Annotated in this window: 17 protein-coding genes; 7 read left to right on the top strand and 10 right to left on the bottom strand. The window is 70.6% G+C overall.

Annotated elements, in window-relative coordinates:
* Together KF823_08230 and kbl are read right to left on the bottom strand one after the other, a co-directional pair.
* Positions 1-990: a fatty acid desaturase gene (locus tag KF823_08230; protein ID MBX3725890.1), complete on the bottom strand. Its 990-nt coding sequence runs from the start codon at positions 988-990 to the stop codon at positions 1-3.
* Between the two features lie 649 nt (positions 991-1639).
* On the bottom strand, positions 1640-2842 hold the full coding sequence (kbl, locus tag KF823_08225) for a glycine C-acetyltransferase (GenBank protein ID MBX3725889.1): 1203 nt from the start codon (positions 2840-2842) through the stop codon (positions 1640-1642).
* Positions 2843-2975: 133 nt separating this feature from the next.
* On the opposite strand from kbl, the gene KF823_08220 reads away from it, so the two are divergent.
* Positions 2976-4187, top strand: a complete 1212-nt coding sequence (locus KF823_08220; protein ID MBX3725888.1) for an agmatine deiminase family protein — start codon at positions 2976-2978, stop codon at positions 4185-4187.
* An 11-nt stretch (positions 4188-4198) separates the two neighbouring features.
* On the top strand, positions 4199-5056 hold the full coding sequence (locus tag KF823_08215; GenBank protein MBX3725887.1) for a sulfotransferase domain-containing protein: 858 nt from the start codon (positions 4199-4201) through the stop codon (positions 5054-5056).
* 80 nt (positions 5057-5136) lie between these two features.
* On the opposite strand, the gene KF823_08210 is transcribed toward KF823_08215, so the two are convergent.
* Positions 5137-8010 (bottom strand): TonB-dependent receptor, encoded by a 2874-nt coding sequence (locus KF823_08210; GenBank protein ID MBX3725886.1) that lies wholly within the window; start codon positions 8008-8010, stop codon positions 5137-5139.
* Positions 8011-8178: 168 nt separating this feature from the next.
* On the opposite strand from KF823_08210, the gene KF823_08205 reads away from it, so the two are divergent.
* A complete protein-coding gene (locus KF823_08205) occupies positions 8179-9708 on the top strand; it encodes a 2OG-Fe(II) oxygenase (protein MBX3725885.1) in 1530 nt (509 codons plus the stop codon).
* Positions 9709-9762: 54 nt separating this feature from the next.
* Here KF823_08205 and KF823_08200 read toward each other — a convergent pair whose 3' ends face one another.
* From KF823_08200 to KF823_08180, 5 genes are all read right to left on the bottom strand, one after another.
* Positions 9763-10341, bottom strand: coding sequence for a 2OG-Fe(II) oxygenase (locus tag KF823_08200; protein ID MBX3725884.1), 579 nt, complete (start codon positions 10339-10341; stop codon positions 9763-9765).
* Entirely contained in the window at positions 10338-11030 is a 693-nt protein-coding gene (locus tag KF823_08195; GenBank protein ID MBX3725883.1) for a hypothetical protein, read from the bottom strand. Before KF823_08195 ends, KF823_08200 begins: the two co-directional genes overlap by 4 nt.
* Before the next feature lie 122 nt (positions 11031-11152).
* A complete protein-coding gene (locus KF823_08190; protein MBX3725882.1) occupies positions 11153-14002 on the bottom strand; it encodes a TonB-dependent receptor in 2850 nt (949 codons plus the stop codon).
* Between the two features lie 566 nt (positions 14003-14568).
* Entirely contained in the window at positions 14569-15495 is a 927-nt protein-coding gene (locus KF823_08185; GenBank protein MBX3725881.1) for a hypothetical protein, read from the bottom strand.
* Positions 15496-15918: 423 nt separating this feature from the next.
* Positions 15919-16389 carry a hypothetical protein gene (locus tag KF823_08180; GenBank protein ID MBX3725880.1) on the bottom strand — a complete coding sequence of 157 codons (471 nt, stop codon included), beginning with the start codon at positions 16387-16389 and terminating at the stop codon, positions 15919-15921.
* Between the two features lie 474 nt (positions 16390-16863).
* Between KF823_08180 and KF823_08175 the strand changes: the two genes are divergently transcribed.
* The 4 genes from KF823_08175 to KF823_08160 are packed head-to-tail and all read left to right on the top strand — an operon-like array spanning position 16864 to position 19543.
* On the top strand, positions 16864-17196 hold the full coding sequence (locus KF823_08175; GenBank protein MBX3725879.1) for a Rieske 2Fe-2S domain-containing protein: 333 nt from the start codon (positions 16864-16866) through the stop codon (positions 17194-17196).
* Positions 17078-17869: a sigma-70 family RNA polymerase sigma factor gene (locus KF823_08170; protein MBX3725878.1), complete on the top strand. Its 792-nt coding sequence runs from the start codon at positions 17078-17080 to the stop codon at positions 17867-17869. Before KF823_08175 ends, KF823_08170 begins: the two co-directional genes overlap by 119 nt.
* On the top strand, positions 17862-18416 hold the full coding sequence (locus tag KF823_08165; GenBank protein MBX3725877.1) for a hypothetical protein: 555 nt from the start codon (positions 17862-17864) through the stop codon (positions 18414-18416). The genes KF823_08170 and KF823_08165 overlap by 8 nt, the downstream gene beginning before the upstream one ends.
* Before the next feature lie 56 nt (positions 18417-18472).
* Positions 18473-19543: a PDZ domain-containing protein gene (locus KF823_08160; GenBank protein ID MBX3725876.1), complete on the top strand. Its 1071-nt coding sequence runs from the start codon at positions 18473-18475 to the stop codon at positions 19541-19543.
* Positions 19544-19575: 32 nt separating this feature from the next.
* Here KF823_08160 and KF823_08155 read toward each other — a convergent pair whose 3' ends face one another.
* Positions 19576-20514 (bottom strand): hypothetical protein, encoded by a 939-nt coding sequence (locus KF823_08155; protein ID MBX3725875.1) that lies wholly within the window; start codon positions 20512-20514, stop codon positions 19576-19578.
* Between the two features lie 126 nt (positions 20515-20640).
* Positions 20641-20832 (bottom strand): hemin uptake protein HemP, encoded by a 192-nt coding sequence (locus KF823_08150; protein ID MBX3725874.1) that lies wholly within the window; start codon positions 20830-20832, stop codon positions 20641-20643.
* Positions 20833-20882 lie beyond the last annotated feature (50 nt).

Genomic DNA, 20882 nt, shown 5'->3' with positions numbered 1-20882 from the left:
TCAGCCCCCCGGCGTCGCGCTGCCGGCACCGGCTGCGCGTCGGCGCAGGTTAACAGGCACCGGCCTGAGGTCCCAGACCAGGCCGAGCGCGGCGAGCAGACGCAGCAGGTACCAGGTCAGATCGATCTCCCACCAGCGGAAACCCTGCCGCGCCGATCCCGGGAAGTGGTGGTGGTTGTTGTGCCAGCCCTCGCCGAAGGTGAGCAGGGCCAGCCACCAGTTGTTGCGGCTGTCGTCGCGGGTCGGGAAGCGCCGGCTGCCGTAGCGGTGGGCGAGCGAGTTGATGGTGACGGTGGCGTGGAACAACGCCACGGTTGAGACGAAGAAGCCCCAGACCAGCAGCTGCCAGCCATCGGTGGCCAGGCCAGGGGCGGTCACGGCGAGCAGCTCCCCCAGTCCGAACAAGGCCAGCGCCAGCGCCACCGGAACCGCGATGTCGAAGCGGTCCAGCCAGCGAAGTTCCGGGTAACGCGCCAGGTCCGGGACCGCCGCCAGGTCGGTGGCGAAGGCGCGCGGCGTCAGGAACCAGCCTACGTGGCTCATCCAGAAGCCGCGCCGGGCCGGCGAGTGCAGGTCGTCGGGACCGTCGGCATGGCGGTGGTGGTGGCGATGGTGCGCGGCCCACCACAACGGTCCGCGCTGAGCGGACATCGCACCGAGCAGGGCGAACGCGAACTGCACCGGGCGGCTGGTGCGGAACGCCTTGTGCGAGAAGTAGCGGTGGTAGAACCCGGTGATCGCGAACATGCGCAGGGCGTAGAGCGCGACAGCCAGCCAGAAGGCGGTCCAGGAGAAGCCCACCACCAGGACGCCCAGGCAGCCCAGATGCAGGCCGATGAACGGCAGCACGCGCAGCCAGTCGATCCTGTCGGGGTCGCCGCGCGCATCGGGCTGCCCGGCCCCGGCGTCGAACCAACGCTTGATCGAGGCCAGAGGGCGCGGGGCGGAACGCCGCGTTCCGTGGCCGGGTTCGCGGTCGGACATGGGCATCGGGGATCGCATCATCGCCGGATCGTCGCCTGCAGGGCGCGCGTATCGTGGCAAGACGGCGTGAACCGGCGGTGATGGTCGGGGCGGTCGTCGAGATGCGGTGCGGGGTAGGACGCGGGAGATTGGCTGGGGAAGAGGGCGTCGGCGACGGGGCCGGGACCGGTCGTCGCCGCAACTGAGCTTCGAAGCCGCGCCGGATCCAGGCGCTGCCATCGTCCTCGCGATGCAGGCGCCTGCCCTCTCCCCCGCCCCTCCCCCGCAGGCGGGGGAGGGGAGAAGTGGGGCGCCGCGGCGCAGTCGAACCCGATCCCGCCCCCCGATCCCGCCCCCCCAAGCTTCGAGCCCCGATGTTCGAGCCCTGATGTTCGAGCCCTGATGTTCGAGCCCCGATGTTCGAGCCCTGATGTTCGAGCCCCGATGTTCGAGCCCCGATGTTCGAGCCCCGATGTTCGAGCCCTGATGTTCGAGCCCTGATGTTCGAGCCCCGATGTTCGAGCCCCGATGTTCGAGCCTGAGCTTCAAGTCCCCGGTCCCCGGTCCCCGGTCCCCGGTCCCCGGTCCCTGGTCCCTGGTCCCTGGTCCCTGGTCCCTGGTCCCTGGTCCCCGGTCCCCGGTCCCCGATTCCAAGTCCCCAGTCCCGAGTCGCAACTCAACCGGCGATCACGCCCAGCTCGCGGCCGACCTTGACGAACGCAGCGACCGCCTGTTCGAGGTCGGCGCGGCTGTGCGCCGCGCTCATCTGGGTGCGGATCCGGGCCTGGCCCTGCGGCACCACCGGATAGAAGAAGCCGATCGCGTAGATGCCCTCCTCCAGCAGGCGCTGCGCGAAGCGCTGGGCCAGGGGCGCGTCGTAGAGCATCACCGGCACGATCGGGTGCTCGCCGGACTTGAGGTCGAAGCCGGCGGCAGTCATCGCCTCGCGGAACCAGGCGGTGTTGTCGCGCAGGCGCTCGCGCAGCTCGCCGGCAGCGGCCAGCATGTCGAACACCCGGGTGCCGGCGGCGACCACGTGCGGCGGCAGCGAGTTGGAGAACAGGTAGGGCCGCGAGCGCTGGCGCAGCAACTCGACGACCTCGGCGCGGCCGGTGGTGAAGCCGCCCAGCGCCCCGCCCAGGGCCTTGCCAAGGGTGCCGGTGACGATGTCGATGCGGTCCAGCACGCCCTTGACCTCGGCGCTGCCGCGGCCGGTGGCGCCGAGGAAACCGGTGGCATGGCATTCGTCGATGTGCACGAGGGCGCCGTACTTCTCGGCCAGCCTCGCGATCGCGTCCAGCGGTGCGATGAAACCGTCCATCGAGAACACGCCGTCGGTGGTGATCAGGATCGTGCGCGCGCCGTCGGCCCGGGCCTGCTGCAACTGCCTTTCCAGATCGGCCATGTCGCAGTTGGCGTAGCGGTAGCGCCGGGCCTTGCACAGGCGCACGCCGTCGATGATCGAGGCGTGGTTGAGGGCGTCCGAGACGATCGCGTCGGCCTCGCCCAGCAGCGGCTCGAACAGGCCGCCGTTGGCGTCGAAGCAGGCGGCATAGAGGATGCTGTCCTGCTTGCCGAAGAACGCGGAGATCTTCGCCTCCAGCTCCTTGTGCAGGTCCTGGGTGCCGCAGATGAAGCGCACGCTGGCCATGCCGAAGCCGTGGCTGTCCAGGGCCGCCTTGGCGGCGGCGATCACCTCGGGATGGTCGGCCAGGCCCAGGTAGTTGTTGGCGCAGAAGTTCAGCACCTCGCGGCCGTCGTCGAGGCGGATCCGGGCGTCCTGCGGCGAGACGATGATGCGCTCGGACTTGAACAGGCCCTGGCCGCGCAGCGTGTCGAGTTCGGCGGCATAGCGGGCGATGGTGTCGTTGGCGGTCATGTCGGCGCTCCGATGGGCAGGCGGCGATTGTCCCGCAGGATGGCGCGCCCGGATACCGGGTACACGTCCAGGTGGCGCCCGGACGCGTCGGCCGCTAGCATCGGGACGTTTTGTCCCGCCGGAACCCCATCTGATGACCTACAGCCGCCTGGCGCTGCCCGCGCTGCTCGCCCTTGCCCTGCCCCTGGCCGCGACCGCCGCCGAACCACGCGACCCACCGCGCCTTGCCGACCCGGGCGTGCTGGCCACCCTGGAGGCGCAGGACCGCGCACTGGCGCCGTTCGTACTGCCCAAGAACGCGGCGCCCTGGGAATCCGGACTGCCGCCGGTGGAGCGCGAGGCGATGGGCGGCACGCCGCCGGGCTACGTCCGCACCTTCTCAGAGTACGAGGCCAACGAGGGTATCTTCATCCGCTGGGCCAGCTTCACCGCCTTGCAGACCGAGATGATCGTGCCGCTGACCACGGCGACGCCGCCCTCCAAGGTCTGGATCGCGGTCACCAGCGGCGCCCAGGAAAACACCGTACGCAACACCCTGCAGAGCGCCGGCGCCAACCTCGACCACGTTCGCTTCGTGCAGCAGTCGTGCACGGTGAACGGCAACTGCTCGGTGTGGATGCGCGACTACGGCCCGCGCTTCATCGAGAGCGCCGGCACCCGCGCCATCGTCGACCACCAGTACAACCGCAACACGCGCACCGCCGACAACCAGTTCCCCGGCCTGGTCGCCACCGCCTGGTCCGAGCCCCTGTACAACATCGGCCTGACCCACGGCGGCGGCAACTACCACTCGTTCTCCAACCAGGACGCGTTCATGACGCGCCTGATCGTCAACGAGAATCCCGGCCTCACCGCGCAGCAGGTGATCGACCGCTACGCCGCCTTCCAGGGCGTGGACCTGACCCTTACCGATCCGTTCCCGACCGGCGTCGACTCCACCCAGCACATCGACATGTGGATGCTGCCGGTGGCGCCGGACCGGATCATCATCGGCGACTACCCGGCAAGCACCGGCGGCAGCGCCGTGCCCAAGCAGGTCACCGATGCGGCCGCAGCCGAGTTGACCAGCCGCGGCTATACCGTGTTCCGCACCCCGGGCTGGCGCGCCAATGCCCACTACACCTACACCAACGCGGTGATCGTCAACCAGGTGGCGCTGATCTGCCGGTTCGGCGGCAGCTACACGACCCAGGACGCGCAGGCGCTGGCGGTGTTCCAGCAGGCCCTGCCCGACCACGACATCGTCCAGGTCAACTGCGCCGGGATCATCACCTCGGCCGGCGCCATCCACTGCATCGTCATGCACGTGCCGGACCTGATCTTCCGCGGCCGCCACGAGGACTGACGGCCACAGCCATGGGCAGGATCGTCTGGCTGGCCTCGTATCCGAAGTCCGGCAACACCTGGCTGCGCGCCTTCCTGGCCAACCTGATCGCCGACCGGGAACAGCCGCTGCCGCTGGCCGAGTTGCCCGACTACTGCGAGGACGAGGCGCGCGCCGACCGCTATGCGCGCCTGGCCGGCCGGCCGGCGCAGGACCTCACGGTGGCCGAGCTGTGCGCCCTGCGCCCGGCGGTGCACGAGATGATCGCCGCGGCCGCGCCGGGTTCGGTGCTGGTCAAGACCCATAACCTCTGGGGTGGCTTCGAGGGCCACCCGCTGCACAACCCCAAGGTGACCGCCGGCGGCGTCTACGTGGTGCGCAACCCGCTCGACGTCGCGGTCAGCATGACCCACCACTTCGGCCTGGGCGTCGACGAGGCGATCGAGTTCCTGGGCAACGAGGACACCGCCACCGCCAGCGACCACCGCTGGGCCGGCCAGGTCCTGGGCTCGTGGTCCAGCCATGTCGAGAGCTGGGCCGGCATCGACCACCCCAACTTCCTGACCGTGCGCTACGAGGACCTGCTGGAGAAGCCGGCCAAGACCTTCGCGCGCATCGCCCGCCTGCTCGGCATCGCAGACCGGGCGCGCATCGAACGCGCCATCGGCCACGCCAGCTTCCAGACCCTGGCTCGCATCGAGCGTCGCGACGGCTTCGTCGAGGCCTCGGAAAAGACCGACGCCCGCTTCTTCCGCATCGGCCGCGCCCGCCAGTGGCCGCAGGCGCTGTCGCGCGAACAGGTCGCCCGCATCGTCGAACGCCATCGCGCGCAGATGGCGCGCTTCAGGTACCTGCCGTCCGGCTTTCCTGCGAGCGCTCCCGCGACCTGACGGCACCCCGCCTCCGGTCCGACTTCGCCGAAGCCCGCAGATCGCATGGCGGGATTGCGTCCGGGCAATCTGGAATCGGGCTACCAACGCTGGCGGTACTGCAGGTACCAGAACCGCCCTGGAGCCTCATGGCGGCGTGTGTCGTGGGAATGGAACGGTGCCCCGTAGGCCACCGGTGGCGAGTTGGCGAAGAGATTGTCGACACCGAGCGCCGCCTCGCCGCGCCAGGGCGTGTTCCAGGACAGGCGCAGGTCGTGGTAGGTGGTGCTGGCCTGGCGGTTGTAGCCCGCGGGGAAGGCGGGCGTCCGGGCCTCCGGGTTCGAGCAAGGGTTGTCGATGCCCAGGGTCTGCTCGATCAGGAAGAACGGGCATCCCTCGTCGACATGGTGCTGGTAGCGCATACCCCAACCGATGCCGAAGTCGCCCAGCCGCCAGTCCAGTCGCGCCGTTGCACGCCAGCGCGGCAGCGATACGGGATCGTGCGAGAAGTCGAATCCTGCACTGCCCCCCCGGTACTGGCCAAGCCGGCCGGGTGTAGCTCCTGGTTGCGTGTCGAATTGTTGGAGATCGAACTCGACCAGGTCCCAGCGCGACAGGTAGGACGCATCCAGGTGAAGGTCGATCCGGCCCAAGGCGGTATCCAGGCGATAGCTGGCATCCAGATCCCAACCCTCGAGATCCTGACGAAGGTGATTGACCGGTCCACCCTGGACCGATTCGATCAGGCCGCCAGGACGGCGGCGGGCGAGCAGCGGGCACAACCGGGCCCTGACCGCGGCATCGTCGGACAGATAGCAGCCGTTGACCACGAATTGCTGGGCCAACTCGCCAATGCCCTCGCGCACTTCGCTGCGGAACCGGGAGAGGCCGAGGACGAAACTCTCCAGGTGGGCGGGCGACCAGGCGAGACCGACCGATCTGTAGTGCGAGCGCTCCGGCGCCAGCCTGTCGTTTCCCGCCAGATAGGTTGGAATGATGCCCGTCTGGGTGACCCCAGGCAGGACGCCATCCGCATAGCAGCGGGCCTGCGCCGCCGGCGTCAGTCCGCCAATGTGAGGCTCCATGCAGGGATCCAGGACGATTGCCCGCGAATCGAACTCGGTGGACCGAAACCGCTCGGCCAGAACCGGCGCCCGGTGGCCACGACCCCATGCCGCGTACAGGTGCAGATCCGCCACCGGCTGCCAGTCCAGCCGTGCCGAGCCGCTGAGCTCACTGCCCAGGGCATCGTAGGCGGCGTGGCGCAGGTCCACCGTGGCGGACAGCAGGTGCAGACCGCCAGAACCTGCCCAGAACGGCGCATGCAACGACACGAATGTCTCCTCGACGCGCTGGCTGCCCGCGCTGCTGGCTCGGTACGGCGCGGTACCCAGCGCCTGGTTGGCGAAGGCGTCCGGTGTTTCGGACAGCGTTTCCCGGCGCTGCGTCCAGCCAAGCCGGAACTGCGCGGGCATGCCCGGCACCACCTGGAACGCTTCGCCGGCCACCTCTGCCCAGTGGCTGGTCAGGCGGGTCTCCGCAACGGACTGGCCGACCTGAGCCAGACCCTGCCCCATCGCCGGGGTGATCGAGCCTTCGGGCCCGAACAGATTCAGCGGCACGCAACCGGCCACCACCGCCCCGGGGAAGCCGCACCGCGGCGTGCCGTCGGCATCGATGAAGGACGGGCCCAGGGCCCGTTCCAGAGCGCTGGCGCTGAAATGTCCGAAGTCCAGGCCTCGGCGTTCCGTCCGTCCGTGGCGCACGCCCAGGTCCCAGGCGAGTCGATGTCCGGCCATGTCCAGGACGCCACGCAGTCCGGCATCGACCACCCAGGTGTCGACATCCTGCCGGGAGCGACGGCCGCCCAACTCGACCGGGCGCCGGATGAAGCCGGTCACTTCGACGCCGAACGGGTTGTAGAGGTTGTCGGTGGGGATGGCGATTCGTCTGAGCATTGGCGTCTGGCTGAAAACCCCGCCGGCCAGCGGAAGGGCGGCCGTGACCTGCTCGGAGCGGCGTTCGTTGAAATGGGCCTGGCCGTGGAATTCGACGTCACCGCCCAACCGGTATCGGGCATCCGCGAACAGCGAGGTGCGCTCCAAGGGCGCCCTGAGCTGAGCCGACGGCGCGAAGTTCCAGCCTTCTCGCGCTGCATTGAAGGGGTGGAAATCCTCCGGTGCCGTACCTGGCCGGCCCGGAATCAGGACCTGTTGGCCGATCCCAGGAATGAACAGGCGAGGCCAGGGGCCGAAATGCGAGGCACCGGCGTAGGTGGTGTCGGTCGCCGGCAGGCCGAACACCGGCACCGCTGAGATCGCCCGGTCCCCGGCCATGACCGCGTCCTCGCGGACGTGCCCGGCGCCCATGGTGACGTGGCCACGCTCGCCGGCGACGCCCAGCAGGAATTCGTGCCGCTGCCGACGGCCGTCACCCTGGCCGAACTCGCCCCAGTGCGTGCTGGCCTGCAGGCCGTCGAAGTCGCGGCGCAGGCGGATGTCGACCACCCCGGCGATCGCGCCGCTGCCGTGGTGTGCTGCGGCGGCGCCGGTGTGGATCTCGATGCGCTCGACCGCGGCCAGCGGGATGCTGTCGAGGTCGGTGTCGCGGTTGAAGGCAAAGCCGTCGAAGGCGTCTGTGCTGGCCCGGCCGAGGCCACCCGGCCAGCGCCGACCCTCGACCAGGACCAGGGTGCGGCCAGCACCCAGGCCACGAAGGTCGACCGACGCAGTGCCGTCGCTGCGGCGAGCATCGCGGGCACTGGCGGGCCCGGCCATCGGCAGGCGCGCCAGCACATCGCCCAGCGATACCAGGCCGGAGGCACGAAGGGCTTCGGCGTCGAGCACGATCACCGCTGACGGGCCTGAGGGCTGCGGTGAGGACGACTCGCGGGCAAGCGCCTCAGTGAATCCGGCCGCAATCGTTGCCACGGCCAGGGCGACAGCCACGGCACCCAGCGTCCGTCTTCTCACCATTCCCAATCTCCTTCCACGACGGACGCCTGCCAAGATTGTCGGATGTTGGGACGTTCAGGACGCAACAATCGTCGCAATGATCTTCGATGGCGACCCCACCGGGGTGCCCCGTGGCGGGTGATTCGCCGCCGGGCGGTAGAATCGGCGGTGTTCCGACAGGATTGCCGCATGCCACATTTTCAGCCGCCGCCGGTCACCGGCGCGCCCTCCAGCGCCGGCCAGCGCATAGACCAGGCGCGCCGGGCGCTCGCCGGCAGCCGCATTGGCGAGCCTGCGCACGAACAGGCCCTGGACGCGCTGCGCGCGCTGGCCGTTGGTCCGGACGGGCTGGAGGCGCAATGGCTGCTGGGTGCGTACTTCCTGAGCGCAGAGGCGCGTCCCGGCGCCCAGGCCGAGGCCTGGACCTGGCTGGAGCCGGCGGCGCGTGCGGGGCTGGTGCCCGCCATGGACCGGCTCGCTGCCCAGCATCTGCGCGGCCTGGTGCGGCCTGTGGATCGCGTCGCCGCCATCGACCTCTATCACCGCATCGCCGAGCGCGGTTTCTATCGGGCCGCCTGGGAGCTGGGCTATCTGCTGGACCAGAATGGCGCCTGCCCGCCCAGCCTACCTGGCGTGCCCGGCAACGCCGCCACCGCCTTCGCGCGCGCCTGCGCGCTGGGCAACCCGCAGGCCTACCTGTCCCTGGGGCTGCGCTTCGCGCAGGGCGCGGGGGTGATGCGCGACCCGGAGTTCGGTCAGGCCCTGCTGCTGCGCGCGGCCGATGCGCGCATCCCCGGTGCCCGCGGGGCCGCCGAACGGATGACGGGCACCGACACCGCTGCGGTGCAGGACTGGCACGCACGGCTCAAGGCCAATCTGGACCAGGCGCAGCCGAGCCTGCAACACCTGCAGCCGGAGGCCGGCCCCGGCGCGCCGGCGCCGCACCCGCTGCTGCCGCGGCTGGAAGCGCATCTGGCGGGTATCGGCCATCCTGCCCTGCGCCTGGATGGCGAGGGGCGCCTGCAGGTCGCCGGCGGCGGCGACCGGGCGCACCTGGCGGAGCGCGAGCCGGCCTGGCAGTGGCTGTCGCAGTCCCCGCGGGTAGCGGTGGCGCATGATTTCGCGACGGTCGAGGAATGCGCGCACCTGATCAACAAGGTGGCCGGCCAGCTGGCCGCGGCACGCAGCTACACCGGTTCGGGCAGCGCCAACGACGAGGCCGAGCTCAGTTTCTTCACCGGCGAGGGCACGCCGATCCGGGCCCTGCACGCCGACGCCGTCGTCCACACGCTGGAGCAGCGCCTGCAGCGGCTGACCGGCTGGCGGGCCGACGCCATGGAACCGTGTTCGATCATCCGCTACCTGCCCGGACAGGCCTACCGCGCGCACGTGGACTTCTTCTCGGCGCGCCAGATCGAGGACAACGCGCGGCTGCGCCAGGACTTCGGCGGCCAGCGCCTGGCGACGTTCCTTCTGTACCTGCGGGTGCCCGACGCCGGAGGTGAAACCGACTACGTTCAGGCCGGCCTGAAGCTGCGCGGCGAGAGCGGCATGGCGGTGCTGCACCACAACACCACGCCGGAGGGCATCGCGGACCCGGCCTCGCTGCATGCCGGTGCGGCCATCGAGCGCGGCGAGAAGTGGTTGTGGCGATGCACGCTGCGCGAGCGCCCGCTGGTCGGCGATGCTGCCAACGGACATCCGCAACAGCGAGGCTGAGCCGGCCTGCGATCGGGTCTTGCCCCCACCGCACCCGCCCTTGGTCGGCCGGACTCAGGGTCCCTGCTGCGGCACCGGTTCGAGCTTGATCGCGAAGCTGTAGCGGGGCTCGAAGCAGGTGCGGGCCGGCGGCCGACCAGCATGCGGAATGGCGCCATGGAAGACCACCAGGCGGCCCGGCCGCGGGCTGACCACGACCTGGGCATCCATGGATCCGTCGTAGAACACGGTCTCGCCTCCCCAGTCGGGCTGCCAGTCGCGGGCCAGGAACCACAAGGCCGTGTACTCGACCTGCTCGGGCGCGCAGTCGGTGTGAATGGACAGCACGTCGCCGAACTGCGCGAAGTTGGTATAGGCGCGATAGGCGCGCAGGGGGCGGTCGGGCATCACGCTGGCAAGGGCGGCCTGGGTGGCGCGGCTGATCGGCAGTCCGGCGTAGACGCGCAGGTCCATTTCGTTGACCCAATGCCTGTGCCGGGCCGTCTCCGGGGTCGCGACCTCGGTGCGCGTGAACGGCGCACGATCAAGCGCATCCACCATCACGCCCGGGTTGTCGAGCAGGCCGTCGAACACCCACAGGTCGCGCCCGTCGATGCGCAGGTGGCGGCGCGGCTGGGGAAGCGCGGCGCTCATGCCGCCACCGGCAACGATCTGCGCAGAAACCAGCGGCTCATGTGCAGGCGGTCCTCGAGCGGCGGCAGCACCACGTAGGCGCGCCCGGCGCGCCGACCGGTCTGCAGGCAGGGGAAGGGAAAGCTGGCCTCGGGGTTGTTGGTATGGAAGTGCCCGACCCGGCCGGCCAGGGCGCGCGCCAGCAGCTCCGGGCCGCAGGACTGGCCGCCGTAGGCGTCGTAGCCGAAGCGCGGGTGGCCGATGTCGAAATCGTCGACGACGATGACGCCGCGCTCGATCAGGTCGAGTTCGCGCTGCAATGGCCAGTCCTCGTACCAGTGGGCGTCCAGGTAGAACAATGGCCGCTGGAACCGACCGGCATGGCGCTCGATCAGCAGCGGCGAGTCCAGGTGTTCGACGGTTGCCTGCGGCGCGAAGGCCAGCCGCTGGCGGGTGAACTCGGCATGGCGCTGCGAGATGTCGCAGGAGAACAGCGGGATGTCCGGGTAGCGTCGGGCCAGGTAGTAGGCGGTGTCGCCCAGGTTGCACCCGGTTTCGAAGACCGCGTCGCAGCGGTAGTGCTCGATCAGCAGGTCGATCTCAAGCGCCGCGGTGATGTCGAACCCGAACGGGCCGCCGCCGTCGCTCAGCTCCTCGGCAGCCAGGCGCGGGCAGCGGTAGAAATGGGCGTAGACCTGATCGGCGGACATCGTGGCTCCTGGGCCCGTGGATTATAGGGCCGCCCGGCGGCCTGCCGCCGGGCAGAAGGCCCACAAAAAACCGCGGCCCCTTTCGGGGCCGCGGCAGGTGACGCAATGGGCACTAGCCCGGATCAGAAGCGCTGGTTGTACTGCACGTACCAGAAGCGACCCGGAACCTCGTGCTGGGCAGCGTTGAACGAGTTGGCGAACGCCTCGTACGAAACCGGCGGATCCTTCTCGAACACGTTGTTGATGCCCAGGCCGATCTGACCGTCCCACGGCGTGTTCCAGGTGAACCGGACGTCGTGGTAGGTGGTGCTCGCCTGGCGGTTGCGGCCCTGCGGGAACAGCGGGCTGCGGTCGGCCGGGTTGGTGCAGGGATTCGGCACGCCCAGCGCCGCCTCGATGCCGTCGAAGAAGCACGGCTCATCGGCGTGGTGGAAGTAACGCGCACCCCAGTTGATGCCCCAGTCGCCCAGCGCCCAGTTGACGTTGAGGTTGGAACGCACGCGGTGGTAGGCGTCGTTGCCCAGCTCGCGACCGGCGCGCTGGGTGACGTCGACGTTGCCGGTGTTGACGTTCAGGATCTTCTGGAACCACTTGGTGGTGTAAGTGGTATCCGAGACGATGCCGAAGCGGCCCCAGTCGGTGTCGATGTTGTAGCGCAGAGTCAGATCCCAGCCCTCGACCTCGAAGCCCGCGAAGTTCAGCGGGGTCGCCAGGATGTCGGTGACCACGCCGCCCGGAGCGCGCTGGACGCGCGGGCAGTAGAAGTCACGGACGGCCTGGGTGGCGCCGGTGTAGCAGGACTGGATGATGAAGTTGCCGCCCTGCGTGGCGATGCCGTCCTCGATCTCGATGTTGTACCAGTCGAGGGTGATGTCGAAGCCGTTCAGGAAGCCCGGGCTGTACACCAGACCCAGGGTCTTGGTCTTGGCCACTTCCGGCTGCAGGAACGGGTTGCCGCCCACGGTGATGCGGATCTGCGAGCTGAGCTGGGTGTAACCCGGGGTCACGCCGTCAGCGATACAGCGGGCCTGGACTTCCGCCGGCTGCTGGCTGAAGCGCGGCTCCGAGCACGGGTCGAGCACGGTCGGGAAGCTGTCGGACAGACCCTGGAACAGGTTGTTGACGCTCGGCGCCCGGAAGCCCTCGGCGTAGTTGCCGCGGATGGCCAAGTCCTCGATCGGCTGCCACTTCAGGCCGAACGAGGTGTTCAGCGTGTCGCCGAAGTTGCTGTAGTCCGAGTAACGGGCTGCGGCACGGGCCTCCAGCAGGTACGCGAACGGCAGGTCGGCCAGCAGCGGCGCGTTCAGCTCGACGTAGAACTCGTCGACGCTGAAGCCACCGCTGGTCGGGGTGCGGGCGTTGCCCGAGCCCAGGCCGGCGTTGGTGAACGAGTCGGGGATGTCGTTCGCGAAGTCGCGGCGATACTCGTAACCGGCGGCGAACGCGACCGGCCGGGCGTCGACGATCTCGAACAGGTCGCCCGAGATGTTGGCCCAGTAGTTGGTCAGCGTGTTGTCGCGGTTGGCCTGCTCGATGTAGTTGATGTAGCGGCCCATCTCCGGGGTGATGGTGCCCAGCGGCCCGAAGATGTTCAGCGGCACGCAACCGGCGATGACGGCGGTCGGGGTGCCGCAGCGCGCCACGCCCTGGGCGTCGATGAACGACGGGCCCAGCGCGCGCTCGACGTTCAGCGAGGTCTGCAGGCCGAAGGTCTGGTCACGACGCTCGGACTTGGCGTACTGGTAGCCGACGTCCCAACCGAAGAAACGGTCGCCGACCATGAAGTCGCCCTGGAAGCCACCGATGAAGTTGTAGGTGTCGACGTCCTGGTTGAACGAGCGACCGCCCACGTCGGTGACGCGCCGGCCGAAGCCGGTGATGGCCACGCCGAACGGGTTGTAGACGTTGGTGGCCGGGATGACGATGCGGCCGAAGTTCGGGTTCGAGTTGAACACGCCGCCCGACAGCGGGAACGCGGCGAGCAGCTGCTCGGACTTGCGCTCGTTGAAGGTGGCCTGGGTGTAGAACTCGACGCCGTCGATGACCTGGTAGCGACCGTCCATGAAGAACGAGACGCGCTCCTGCGGGGTCTGCAGGTAGTTCTCCGGGGCGAAGTTGTAACCGTCGGTGGCGGCGTTGAACGGACGGTAGTCATCCGGCGAGCTGCCCGGACGGCCCGGGATCAGGCTGAGCTGACCGACGCCCGGAATGAACAGACGCGGGGCCGGGCGGATGCCCGAGGCGCCGGCGAAGCTGGTGTCCTCGGCCGGCAGGCCGAAGGCGGGCACGCGCGAGATCGCACGATCGCCGGCCATGACCGCCTCTTCCTTGACGTAGCCGGCACCCATCATCACGTTGCCGCGATCGCCGTCGAAGCCGATGATGAAGTCGTACTTGGAGCGACGGCCGTCACCGTCGGTGAACTCGCCGATCTGCGCCGACATCTCGGCACCGACGTAGTTGGACTTCAGGCGGATGTCGACCACGCCGGCGATGGCGTCGGAGCCGTAGATCGCCGAGGCGCCGTCCTTCAGGATCTGGACCGACTCGACCGCTGCGGTCGGGATCGAGTTCAGGTCGACGTTGCCGCCGGTACCGGTGCCGACCCAGCGACGGCCGTTCACCAGCACCAGGGTGCGGGCGGTGCCGAGGTTGCGCAGCGAGACGCGCGAGGAGCCGTCGCCGCCGTTGTTGAAGGTGGTGCCCAGGGCCGCGCCGTTGGCGGTGAGGTTCTGGATCACGTCACCGATCGAGGTCAGGCCGGTGGCCCGGATCTCTTCCTGGCTGACCTGGAAGATCGGCTGGCTGGTCTCCGCCTCGACGCGCTTGATGCGCGAACCGACGACCTCGACACGGTCCAGGGTGCGGGCGTCCTGCGCGACTGCGGCGCCGGTGACGCCGACGAGGCCGACCACACCGACCGCGAGGCCGGCACGGATCGCCTTGTACAGCTCGTTATTGCTAGGTCTCATTAGACACTCTCCAACGTCGTGAGTTGACTTCGGGACATGGAAGCCCGTCCATGGGCGAGCCCCAGGGGCCACTTAAACCATGGCGAACCGGAGTCTAACAACATTTTTACAAGCCCGGCAATCCCTTGGTCGGCGTTCAGGCTCGGTCCGGAGCAACGCGGGATCAGGCACTTAGCGCAGCGCCCCGCCCTGCGCCGCCCTCCCGGCCGCGCCTTGATGGCAACAGCGGCCATCCTCGTACGAAGTTCGCCGTGGATTTCGGGCGCTTGCTGACACCCGGCCGGGCGTCCGTCCCGGCCTGCCGGCGGGGGCATCGCGCTGCCGACCGCTACCCGTTTCCGCAGGTCACCCGTATCGCCGGCGGCGCGGTGCGGCGCGGTGGGCAAGGACGCGACAAACCCCGCTTCGAGGGCGCGAGGAAAACACGCCTGGGGTGTTCATGCGGATCGTGGCGCCGGGGCGAACGTGCCCCTCGCGGCAGGCGGGCCTAAGTGGTGCGCATCGTTGGGGTCGGCCTGCCCCCCCGAAGGACAGGAGCGAGCGCCAGGAACCGGAAGGACCCCGGCTCAGAGGTCCTGGTGGTAACGCAGGTAGGGCGTGCGCAGATCGCCCTGCTCGGGCAGGGCCTCCGCCGGATCGGGCTTGGCCGGCCGGGTGATCAGGTTGCGGGCGCCGAACTCGAAGGCGGCGTTCCAGGGCATGCGCCAGGAAAAGCCCAGGTCCAGCGCCTGCTGGCCAACCCCTTCCAGGGCGCTGTCGGGACGCACCCGGCGACCGATCAGGCCACCCTGGAAGCGCCCCCAGACGACGCCCAGGCTGAGGCTGTCGCGCTGGCCCAGGGCCCAGGGCGCCGCGCTGTCCTGGTAGAGCGCCAGGGAACCCTCGGCGTGCTCGAGTCCCAGGGTGAGCCGGAGGTCGGGCGCCAGCCAGAGGAAGCCGCCCAGCCCGACGCGCTCGCTGCGCAGCGGCTCCAGCGGGCCGTACGGCCCGACCTGGCCCGGCAGGAGCTGCGGCAGGCCCGCCGGCCCGAAAGCCAAGGCAGGTCGCTCGGCACGCTCCAGCCAGTCGAGTCCGAAGCTCAGGTTCACGCCGGCGGCGCGATCGCCGCCCAGTTCGAGGACCAGGTCGCTGCTGTGGATGGCACCGGGCAGCCCGGCCCAGCCCACGGCATCGCACGCGCCGACCTGGCCGAGCGCCGCGGGGCGGCCGGTGAGGCAGGGACCGATGCCCGCCGGTGTGGTGCCTCCGGCGCGAAGGTCGATCGCCAGCCCCGGGCGCTGCAGCCCGGCCGGCGCGATCATCGGCAGCGGCGACTGCCGCAGCGGCGGCGGCGCGTAGTTGGGCGACTCGGTGCTCAGCCGGACGCGACCATCGGGGTCCAGGGCGAGGCGCAGCCTGACGGTGTCGTCGCTGCCGGCCGCGGACACGAGGCCGGCCGGAGCGGCGGCGACCAGGGCGATCAGCAATCGGGCGAAGCGGGTCATGGCGGCCATGTCGACTCTGGGACAGCCCGTCGACCAGCCCGGTTCCCCCACGGAACCGGTGGTCATGGGATCAACAGTTTACGCCGTCTTTCGCACCCTTCCAAGCACCGCGGGTCGGAATTGTGACGGGGGGCACGGGACTCGGGACTCGGGACTCGGGACCGGGGACTGGGGACTGGGGACTGGGGACTGGGGACTGGGGACTGGGGACTGGGGACTGGGGACCAGGGACCGGGGATTGGGGATCGGGGCTGGGAACAAGGGGGCGGCGTTGTGGGCTTGGGGGCTCGGGAAGCGGAGCGTGATCTGCTCACCGCGCCTTCCGGGAGACCCGATCAGCGTCGTGTCCCGGCCACCGCCGCAGCCAGGCCCGCCCCGTCCAGCCAGGCGGGTGCCGCCGGTACGACGGCGCGAACCTGGGGTGGCAGGCGCTCAGCGCAGCAGCATGCGCGCGCCCTGGATCAGGGCGACCAGCACGACCAGGGCGACCAGGACGATACGCAGTCTGCTGGGGCCCGGGCGGCGCGGCGGCTTCTCCAGGTACGAACCCCGCGGGCGCGTCGGGTTGGCGGCGCGGCCGGCCTGGAAGTCGCGCGGCGAAGGTGCGGCCAGCGCGTCGTCGCTGTCGGGATCGCGCACGCGCCGGTCCTGGTCCAGGTTCGACAGCCCGAGAACGCCGGCCTCGCGCAGCAGGGCACGGGCCTTGGCCAGGTCGGTGTTGTGCACCACCATCACCTTCGGCCAGTTGCCGGGGTCCTCGGCCTGCCGGTAGTTGGCGCCCCGCCAGGTGTTGCGCTTGAAGTGCGGCCCGAACAGGACGCGGACCTCGACCTCGCCCTCGCGCAGCAGCTCGGCGATGCGCTCGGCGTTCTCGAGGCGCGGGGTGCTGTAGATCACGCGCATGCGGCGGTCGGCCCCTCGGGCTGTTCTGGTGGGAAGCCCGAGCATACCCGGACCGGTGCCAACCTCGGCCGAACGGACCAGTTGCGCGCGTGCGGCGCCACGCAGTGCCGCGAGGAAGGTTGCGGTCGAGGAGGCGCGTGGGGGCGTGCCGATACGCCGCGCACGGGCAACCCGGCACGCCGCGCCGGGCCGGTCGAAGCCCCGACATCGCCGGCATCGCGGACCACTGTTGCGGCTGCGGATGTTCGCGCCGTGGCGGGGTCTGCCGTTGGCCGGGCCGACGCGGCATGCGATGCGCCATGCTCCTCGATGGACCGCTGCCCGCACCGCCACGCGATCTCGACAGCCTCGCCACGCCTCCTCATGAAGCGCCGGGCCCATTGTCCATCCGACGCCACCATGACGATGCCGGGCGCGAGGCGCTCGCCGCCGCCGGCTACACTGCACCTCTCCTGCATGCCACCCCGGACCGTCATGGCCGTCGTCGATGTCGAACCCAGCAGCCTCGCCGACGGCGGCGCCACGGAGCTGCGCCTGGAGGCCGGCGATGCCGGCAGCAGCGTGGTGGTGATGCGCCGAGGCGACCAGGTGTTCGCCTACCGGAACCTGTGTCCGCATGCCGGCCGCTTCCTCAACTGGGCGCCGGGCCGTTTCCTGTTCGACCAGGGCCGCCTGGTCTGCGCCGCCCATGGCGCCGTCTTCGAGGTCGAATCCGGCGTCTGCGTCGACGGGCCCTGTCGCGGCAGTTCCCTGTCCCCCGTGCCGGTCCGCTGGCAGGACGACGGGCGACTGGCGATCGGCGACTGAGCGCCCGCGCCGGTGGGGGCAGTGGTCCCCCTTGCCGGCGGGAGACGGCGCGCGCCGCCCCACCCCGTGCGACCGTTCGGCCCGATCGGGCATCCCATCCCAGGTGAGCAGCGCATTCGCCATCGAGGTTCCCGACGTCCTGCTGGCTGCCGCCCGGCGCGGCGAGGCCGCTGCGCAGGAACGTCTCTACCGGCTGTTCGAGCGGCCGGCCTACACCCTGGCGCTTCGCCTGCTGTCCGACCCGGACGAAGCCCGCGATGTCCTGCACGACGCCCTGCTCGGCGTGTTCGAACGTCTGCATCAGTTCCGTGGCGAGTGCCCGTTCTGGGCGTGGTTGCGCCAGGTGGTGGTGAACACCGCGCTGATGCGGCTGCGCCGGCGCCGCCGCCTGGATGCCCGGGAGGCGATCGTCGCCGACGGTGAGGAAGCGCCCGACGACAGCGCGCCGCCGCCCAGCCTGGCCGCCGAGGCGGCGCTGCTGGAGCGTGCCCTCGCGCGGCTGCCGGCCACCACCCGCAGCGTGGTCTGGCTGGCCTGCGTCGAGGGCTACAGCCATCCGGAGATCGCCGCCTCGATGCAGCAGAGCGTGAGCTTCTCGAAATCGCAACTCGCCCGTGGACTGGCCAAGCTGCGCAGCCTGCTGGCAGTGGAAAAGGAGACTTGCCATGTCTGACCCGATCGCCCGGGATCGCCGCGACGCCGACCTGGTCGCCGCCCTGCGCGCACTGCCCCTGGCCGAACCGGGCGAGGATGCCTGGCGACGACTGTCCGCCCGGCTGCGCGCCGGTTCCGATCCGCGACCCCGAACCGCACTGCGACGCTGGTGGCCGCTGGCCGCAGCCGCGCTGCTGGCCCTGGCGGTGCTGCCGCTGCGACCGCTGGGACCCGATGCCGGTCCGGACAATGCGGTCGATCCCGTGGAGGCGGGACTGATCGCACAGTCGCAATGGCTGGAGCGCCTGCTGACGACGCCGGCCCTGTCGCCACAGGCGCGGGACGGCGACCTGGCCTTGCTCGAGCTGGGCCTGCAGGCGCGCCTGGGCGACATCGACGCGGCGCTGGCCGACTCCGGGCCGGCGCCGGTGCCCGCCCTGTGGCAGGCACGGGTCGACGCGCTGGCTCAGCTGGCGGCCGTGCGCCTGGGTGAGCGTGGCGGGCCTGGGCCGGACATCGGCAACGGACACGCCACGACACGCCCTGCCCTGCTCTGGGCGAATTGAACGGACGTGGACGGCAGCGCGCCGGCACCACCCCTACCCGACATGAGGAGACGACCATGACATCGATGGCACGCAGGACGGCGCTTCTGGTGCTGGCGGCGATCTGGAGCGCGGCCGCCGCCGCGCAGACCCCGGCCGCGCCGGCCGCGGACGAGACCGAACGTGCGCAGCTTCGTGCGCAGCTCGAGCAGGCCCGCGAACAACTGGCGCAGGCCGCCCGGCAGGTCGCCGAACTGTCCGGCCAGCTCGGCGAACGCCGGACGGTCGACATCCAGCGCATCGAACGGCGGCGGCCGATGCTGGGCCTGGTGATGTCGCCCGACCCCGCGGCCGGCGTGCGCCTGGCGGCGGTCACCCCGGACGGGCCGGCGGCCCGTGCCGGACTGCGCAGTGGTGATGTGCTGACCGCGATCGATGGCCGGGAGATCGCCGGCGCCGACGGCGCGACGCGCCTGGTCTCCGCACGACAGGCCCTGTCCGGACTGAGCGAAGGCCAGACGGTGGTACTGGCCTACGATCGGAACGGGGCGGCAGGCACGGCAACCGTGGCCGCGGAGCCGCTTGCGCCGACCGCCCTGCTCGGCGGCGTGGACGGCGACCTGATCGACCTGCGCGTGGATGTCGAGGCGATCCGGGAGGGTCTCTCGGAGGGCGTGGCCGACGTCGAACGGCGGATCCGGGTGATCGGACCGATGCTGGAGGAGTCCCTGCGCTTCGACGCCTGGCGCTGGCAGGGGCTGCGCCTGGCCAGCCTCGACGCCGGACTGGGCCGCTACTTCGGCACCGATCGCGGCGTGCTGGTGCTGCGCGCCGAGGGCGAGCCGCTGGCCGGCCTGCAGTCCGGCGACGTCATCCAGCGCGTCGACGGCGCCGAGGTCGCCGAACCGCGCGAGGCGATGCGGGCGTTGGCTCGGGCCGAACCCGGCCAGGTCGTACAGCTCGACCTGCTGCGCGACCGCAGGCCGCAGCGCCTGCAGCTGACCGCACCCGACCGGCCCGCGCCGATGCGCTGGCTGGACGATGCCATCGCGCCACCGGCGCCACCGGCGCCGCCGGCACCGCCTGCGCCGCCGCGTGCGCCGGCACCGCCACCGCCACCGCCTCCGGTGACCGGCGTGGCGGTGTAGGCCTTCCGCCGCGGCAACGATTCCAGGCGGGATCAGCGCCCGGCCAGGGCGTCGCCGTCACGCGGCGGCGCATCCGGCGCGCTGGTCCAGCGCGCGAAGATGGCATCTAGATCCGCCTGCGCGACCGCTTCGCCAGCGGCTGCCCTCGAGGCCTGCGCAAAAGTGGCCTCGATGATCGGCATGCCATCGACAGCAGTGTCCAGGCGGATCCCGCCGCCGGCACGGATGCGTCGCTCCCAGCCGGCGCGTACCTGCGACCAGTAGCCCGCCGTTCTCCGCCACCAGTCTCGTGCGGGCCCGAAGTCCACGTCGTCGACCCGCTGGTAGTCGTTGAAACCGAATTCGCGGACCAGGGTCCGGCTGGCGCCGTCGACCTCGCGCACCACCTTGCTGTTGTCCTGCTCGTGGCTCCAGCCGCCAGGCACGATGGTGTGGCGGTTCTCGACGTTGAGGGCGTTGTAGTCCTCGCGCGTCGTGTACTCGCGCCGCGGCAACGGCCGCCAGGTGCGGTCCGAGGTCCAGGTGGCGACGCCATAGCGGTGGTTCCACGGGCCGGTGCCGCAGTAGCGCGGCGCGTCGCTGACCTCGTACACGCATTGCGTCCAGGCGCCACGGCTCAGGCCCGGATCGAGCGGACGCAGCACCCAGGTCTGGTCCGCGCTGAACTCCAGCCGCTCGCTGGCCTGCCAATGCCAGTCCTGGCGCCAGTGCTTGGTGACATGGTTGCCAGCGGGCGACATCAGCAGGTGCTGCAGGACGATGCGCCCGGGCTCGTCCTCGATCACCAGGACCGTTTCCAGGGCGCCGCTGCGCTTTGGCTCGCGGCGGGCGTAGCCGGACTCGATCACCACGGTCTCGTCGAAGTGGAAGCGCACCCGGTAGTCGCCGGCCATCGCCAGGATGGCGGCGCGATCCGCCTCGGGAGGTGCGGTGTCCGCCGGCGGGGCGGCCGCTTCGCGGGCGGCGCCGATGGCGCACCCGGACAGAAGGGCGAAACTTGGCAACAACAGGTGCAGGGGCGACATGGCACTACTCCATGGACAGGTCGATGGGACTGCAGACAGGTGCGCGCGCAAGGCGACCGGGTGGCGGCTTCGCTACTTGGTGAGGATCAACTTGTCGGTCCGCGTGCGGCGCAACCGGTACTCGCATCCTCCATGCTCGATGACGATCTCCCGGCGTCCGGCGAACAGGCTGGCGCTGTCGAGGCGCGGCGCCTGCGCCGGGCGATCCGTCTGCAGCGCCGCCTGCGCGGCAGGCACCTGGGGCTTTGCTTGGGAAAGGGACATCAGCAGCTCCTGGGCAGGAAGGTCGGGCGGAGGGTCGGCAGGCAGGGGCG

The organism is Lysobacterales bacterium (genome assembly GCA_019634735.1).
Taxonomy (GTDB): domain Bacteria; phylum Pseudomonadota; class Gammaproteobacteria; order Xanthomonadales; family UBA2363; genus Pseudofulvimonas.
The sequence above is the reverse complement of the archived record's forward strand: the minus strand, read 5'-3'. Positions and strand labels throughout refer to the sequence as shown.

Bases quoted from the DNA above. Each gene is read 5' to 3' on its own strand.
- KF823_08180 (MBX3725880.1), bottom strand. From the start codon at position 16,389: ATGCGCGTGATCTACAGCACCCCGCGCCTCGAGAACGCCGAGCGCATC.
- KF823_08230 (MBX3725890.1), bottom strand. From the start codon at position 990: ATGCCCATGTCCGACCGCGAACCCGGCCACGGAACGCGGCGTTCCGCC.
- KF823_08210 (MBX3725886.1), bottom strand. From the start codon at position 8,010: ATGGTGAGAAGACGGACGCTGGGTGCCGTGGCTGTCGCCCTGGCCGTG.
- KF823_08215 (MBX3725887.1), top strand. From the start codon at position 4,199: ATGGGCAGGATCGTCTGGCTGGCCTCGTATCCGAAGTCCGGCAACACC.
- KF823_08190 (MBX3725882.1), bottom strand. From the start codon at position 14,002: ATGAGACCTAGCAATAACGAGCTGTACAAGGCGATCCGTGCCGGCCTC.
- KF823_08185 (MBX3725881.1), bottom strand. From the start codon at position 15,495: ATGGCCGCCATGACCCGCTTCGCCCGATTGCTGATCGCCCTGGTCGCC.
- KF823_08165 (MBX3725877.1), top strand. From the start codon at position 17,862: ATGTCTGACCCGATCGCCCGGGATCGCCGCGACGCCGACCTGGTCGCC.
- KF823_08195 (MBX3725883.1), bottom strand. From the start codon at position 11,030: ATGTCCGCCGATCAGGTCTACGCCCATTTCTACCGCTGCCCGCGCCTG.
- KF823_08220 (MBX3725888.1), top strand. From the start codon at position 2,976: ATGACCTACAGCCGCCTGGCGCTGCCCGCGCTGCTCGCCCTTGCCCTG.
- KF823_08150 (MBX3725874.1), bottom strand. From the start codon at position 20,832: ATGTCCCTTTCCCAAGCAAAGCCCCAGGTGCCTGCCGCGCAGGCGGCG.
- KF823_08200 (MBX3725884.1), bottom strand. From the start codon at position 10,341: ATGAGCGCCGCGCTTCCCCAGCCGCGCCGCCACCTGCGCATCGACGGG.
- KF823_08170 (MBX3725878.1), top strand. From the start codon at position 17,078: ATGGCGCCGTCTTCGAGGTCGAATCCGGCGTCTGCGTCGACGGGCCCT.
- KF823_08160 (MBX3725876.1), top strand. From the start codon at position 18,473: ATGACATCGATGGCACGCAGGACGGCGCTTCTGGTGCTGGCGGCGATC.
- KF823_08175 (MBX3725879.1), top strand. From the start codon at position 16,864: ATGGCCGTCGTCGATGTCGAACCCAGCAGCCTCGCCGACGGCGGCGCC.
- kbl (MBX3725889.1), bottom strand. From the start codon at position 2,842: ATGACCGCCAACGACACCATCGCCCGCTATGCCGCCGAACTCGACACG.
- KF823_08205 (MBX3725885.1), top strand. From the start codon at position 8,179: ATGCCACATTTTCAGCCGCCGCCGGTCACCGGCGCGCCCTCCAGCGCC.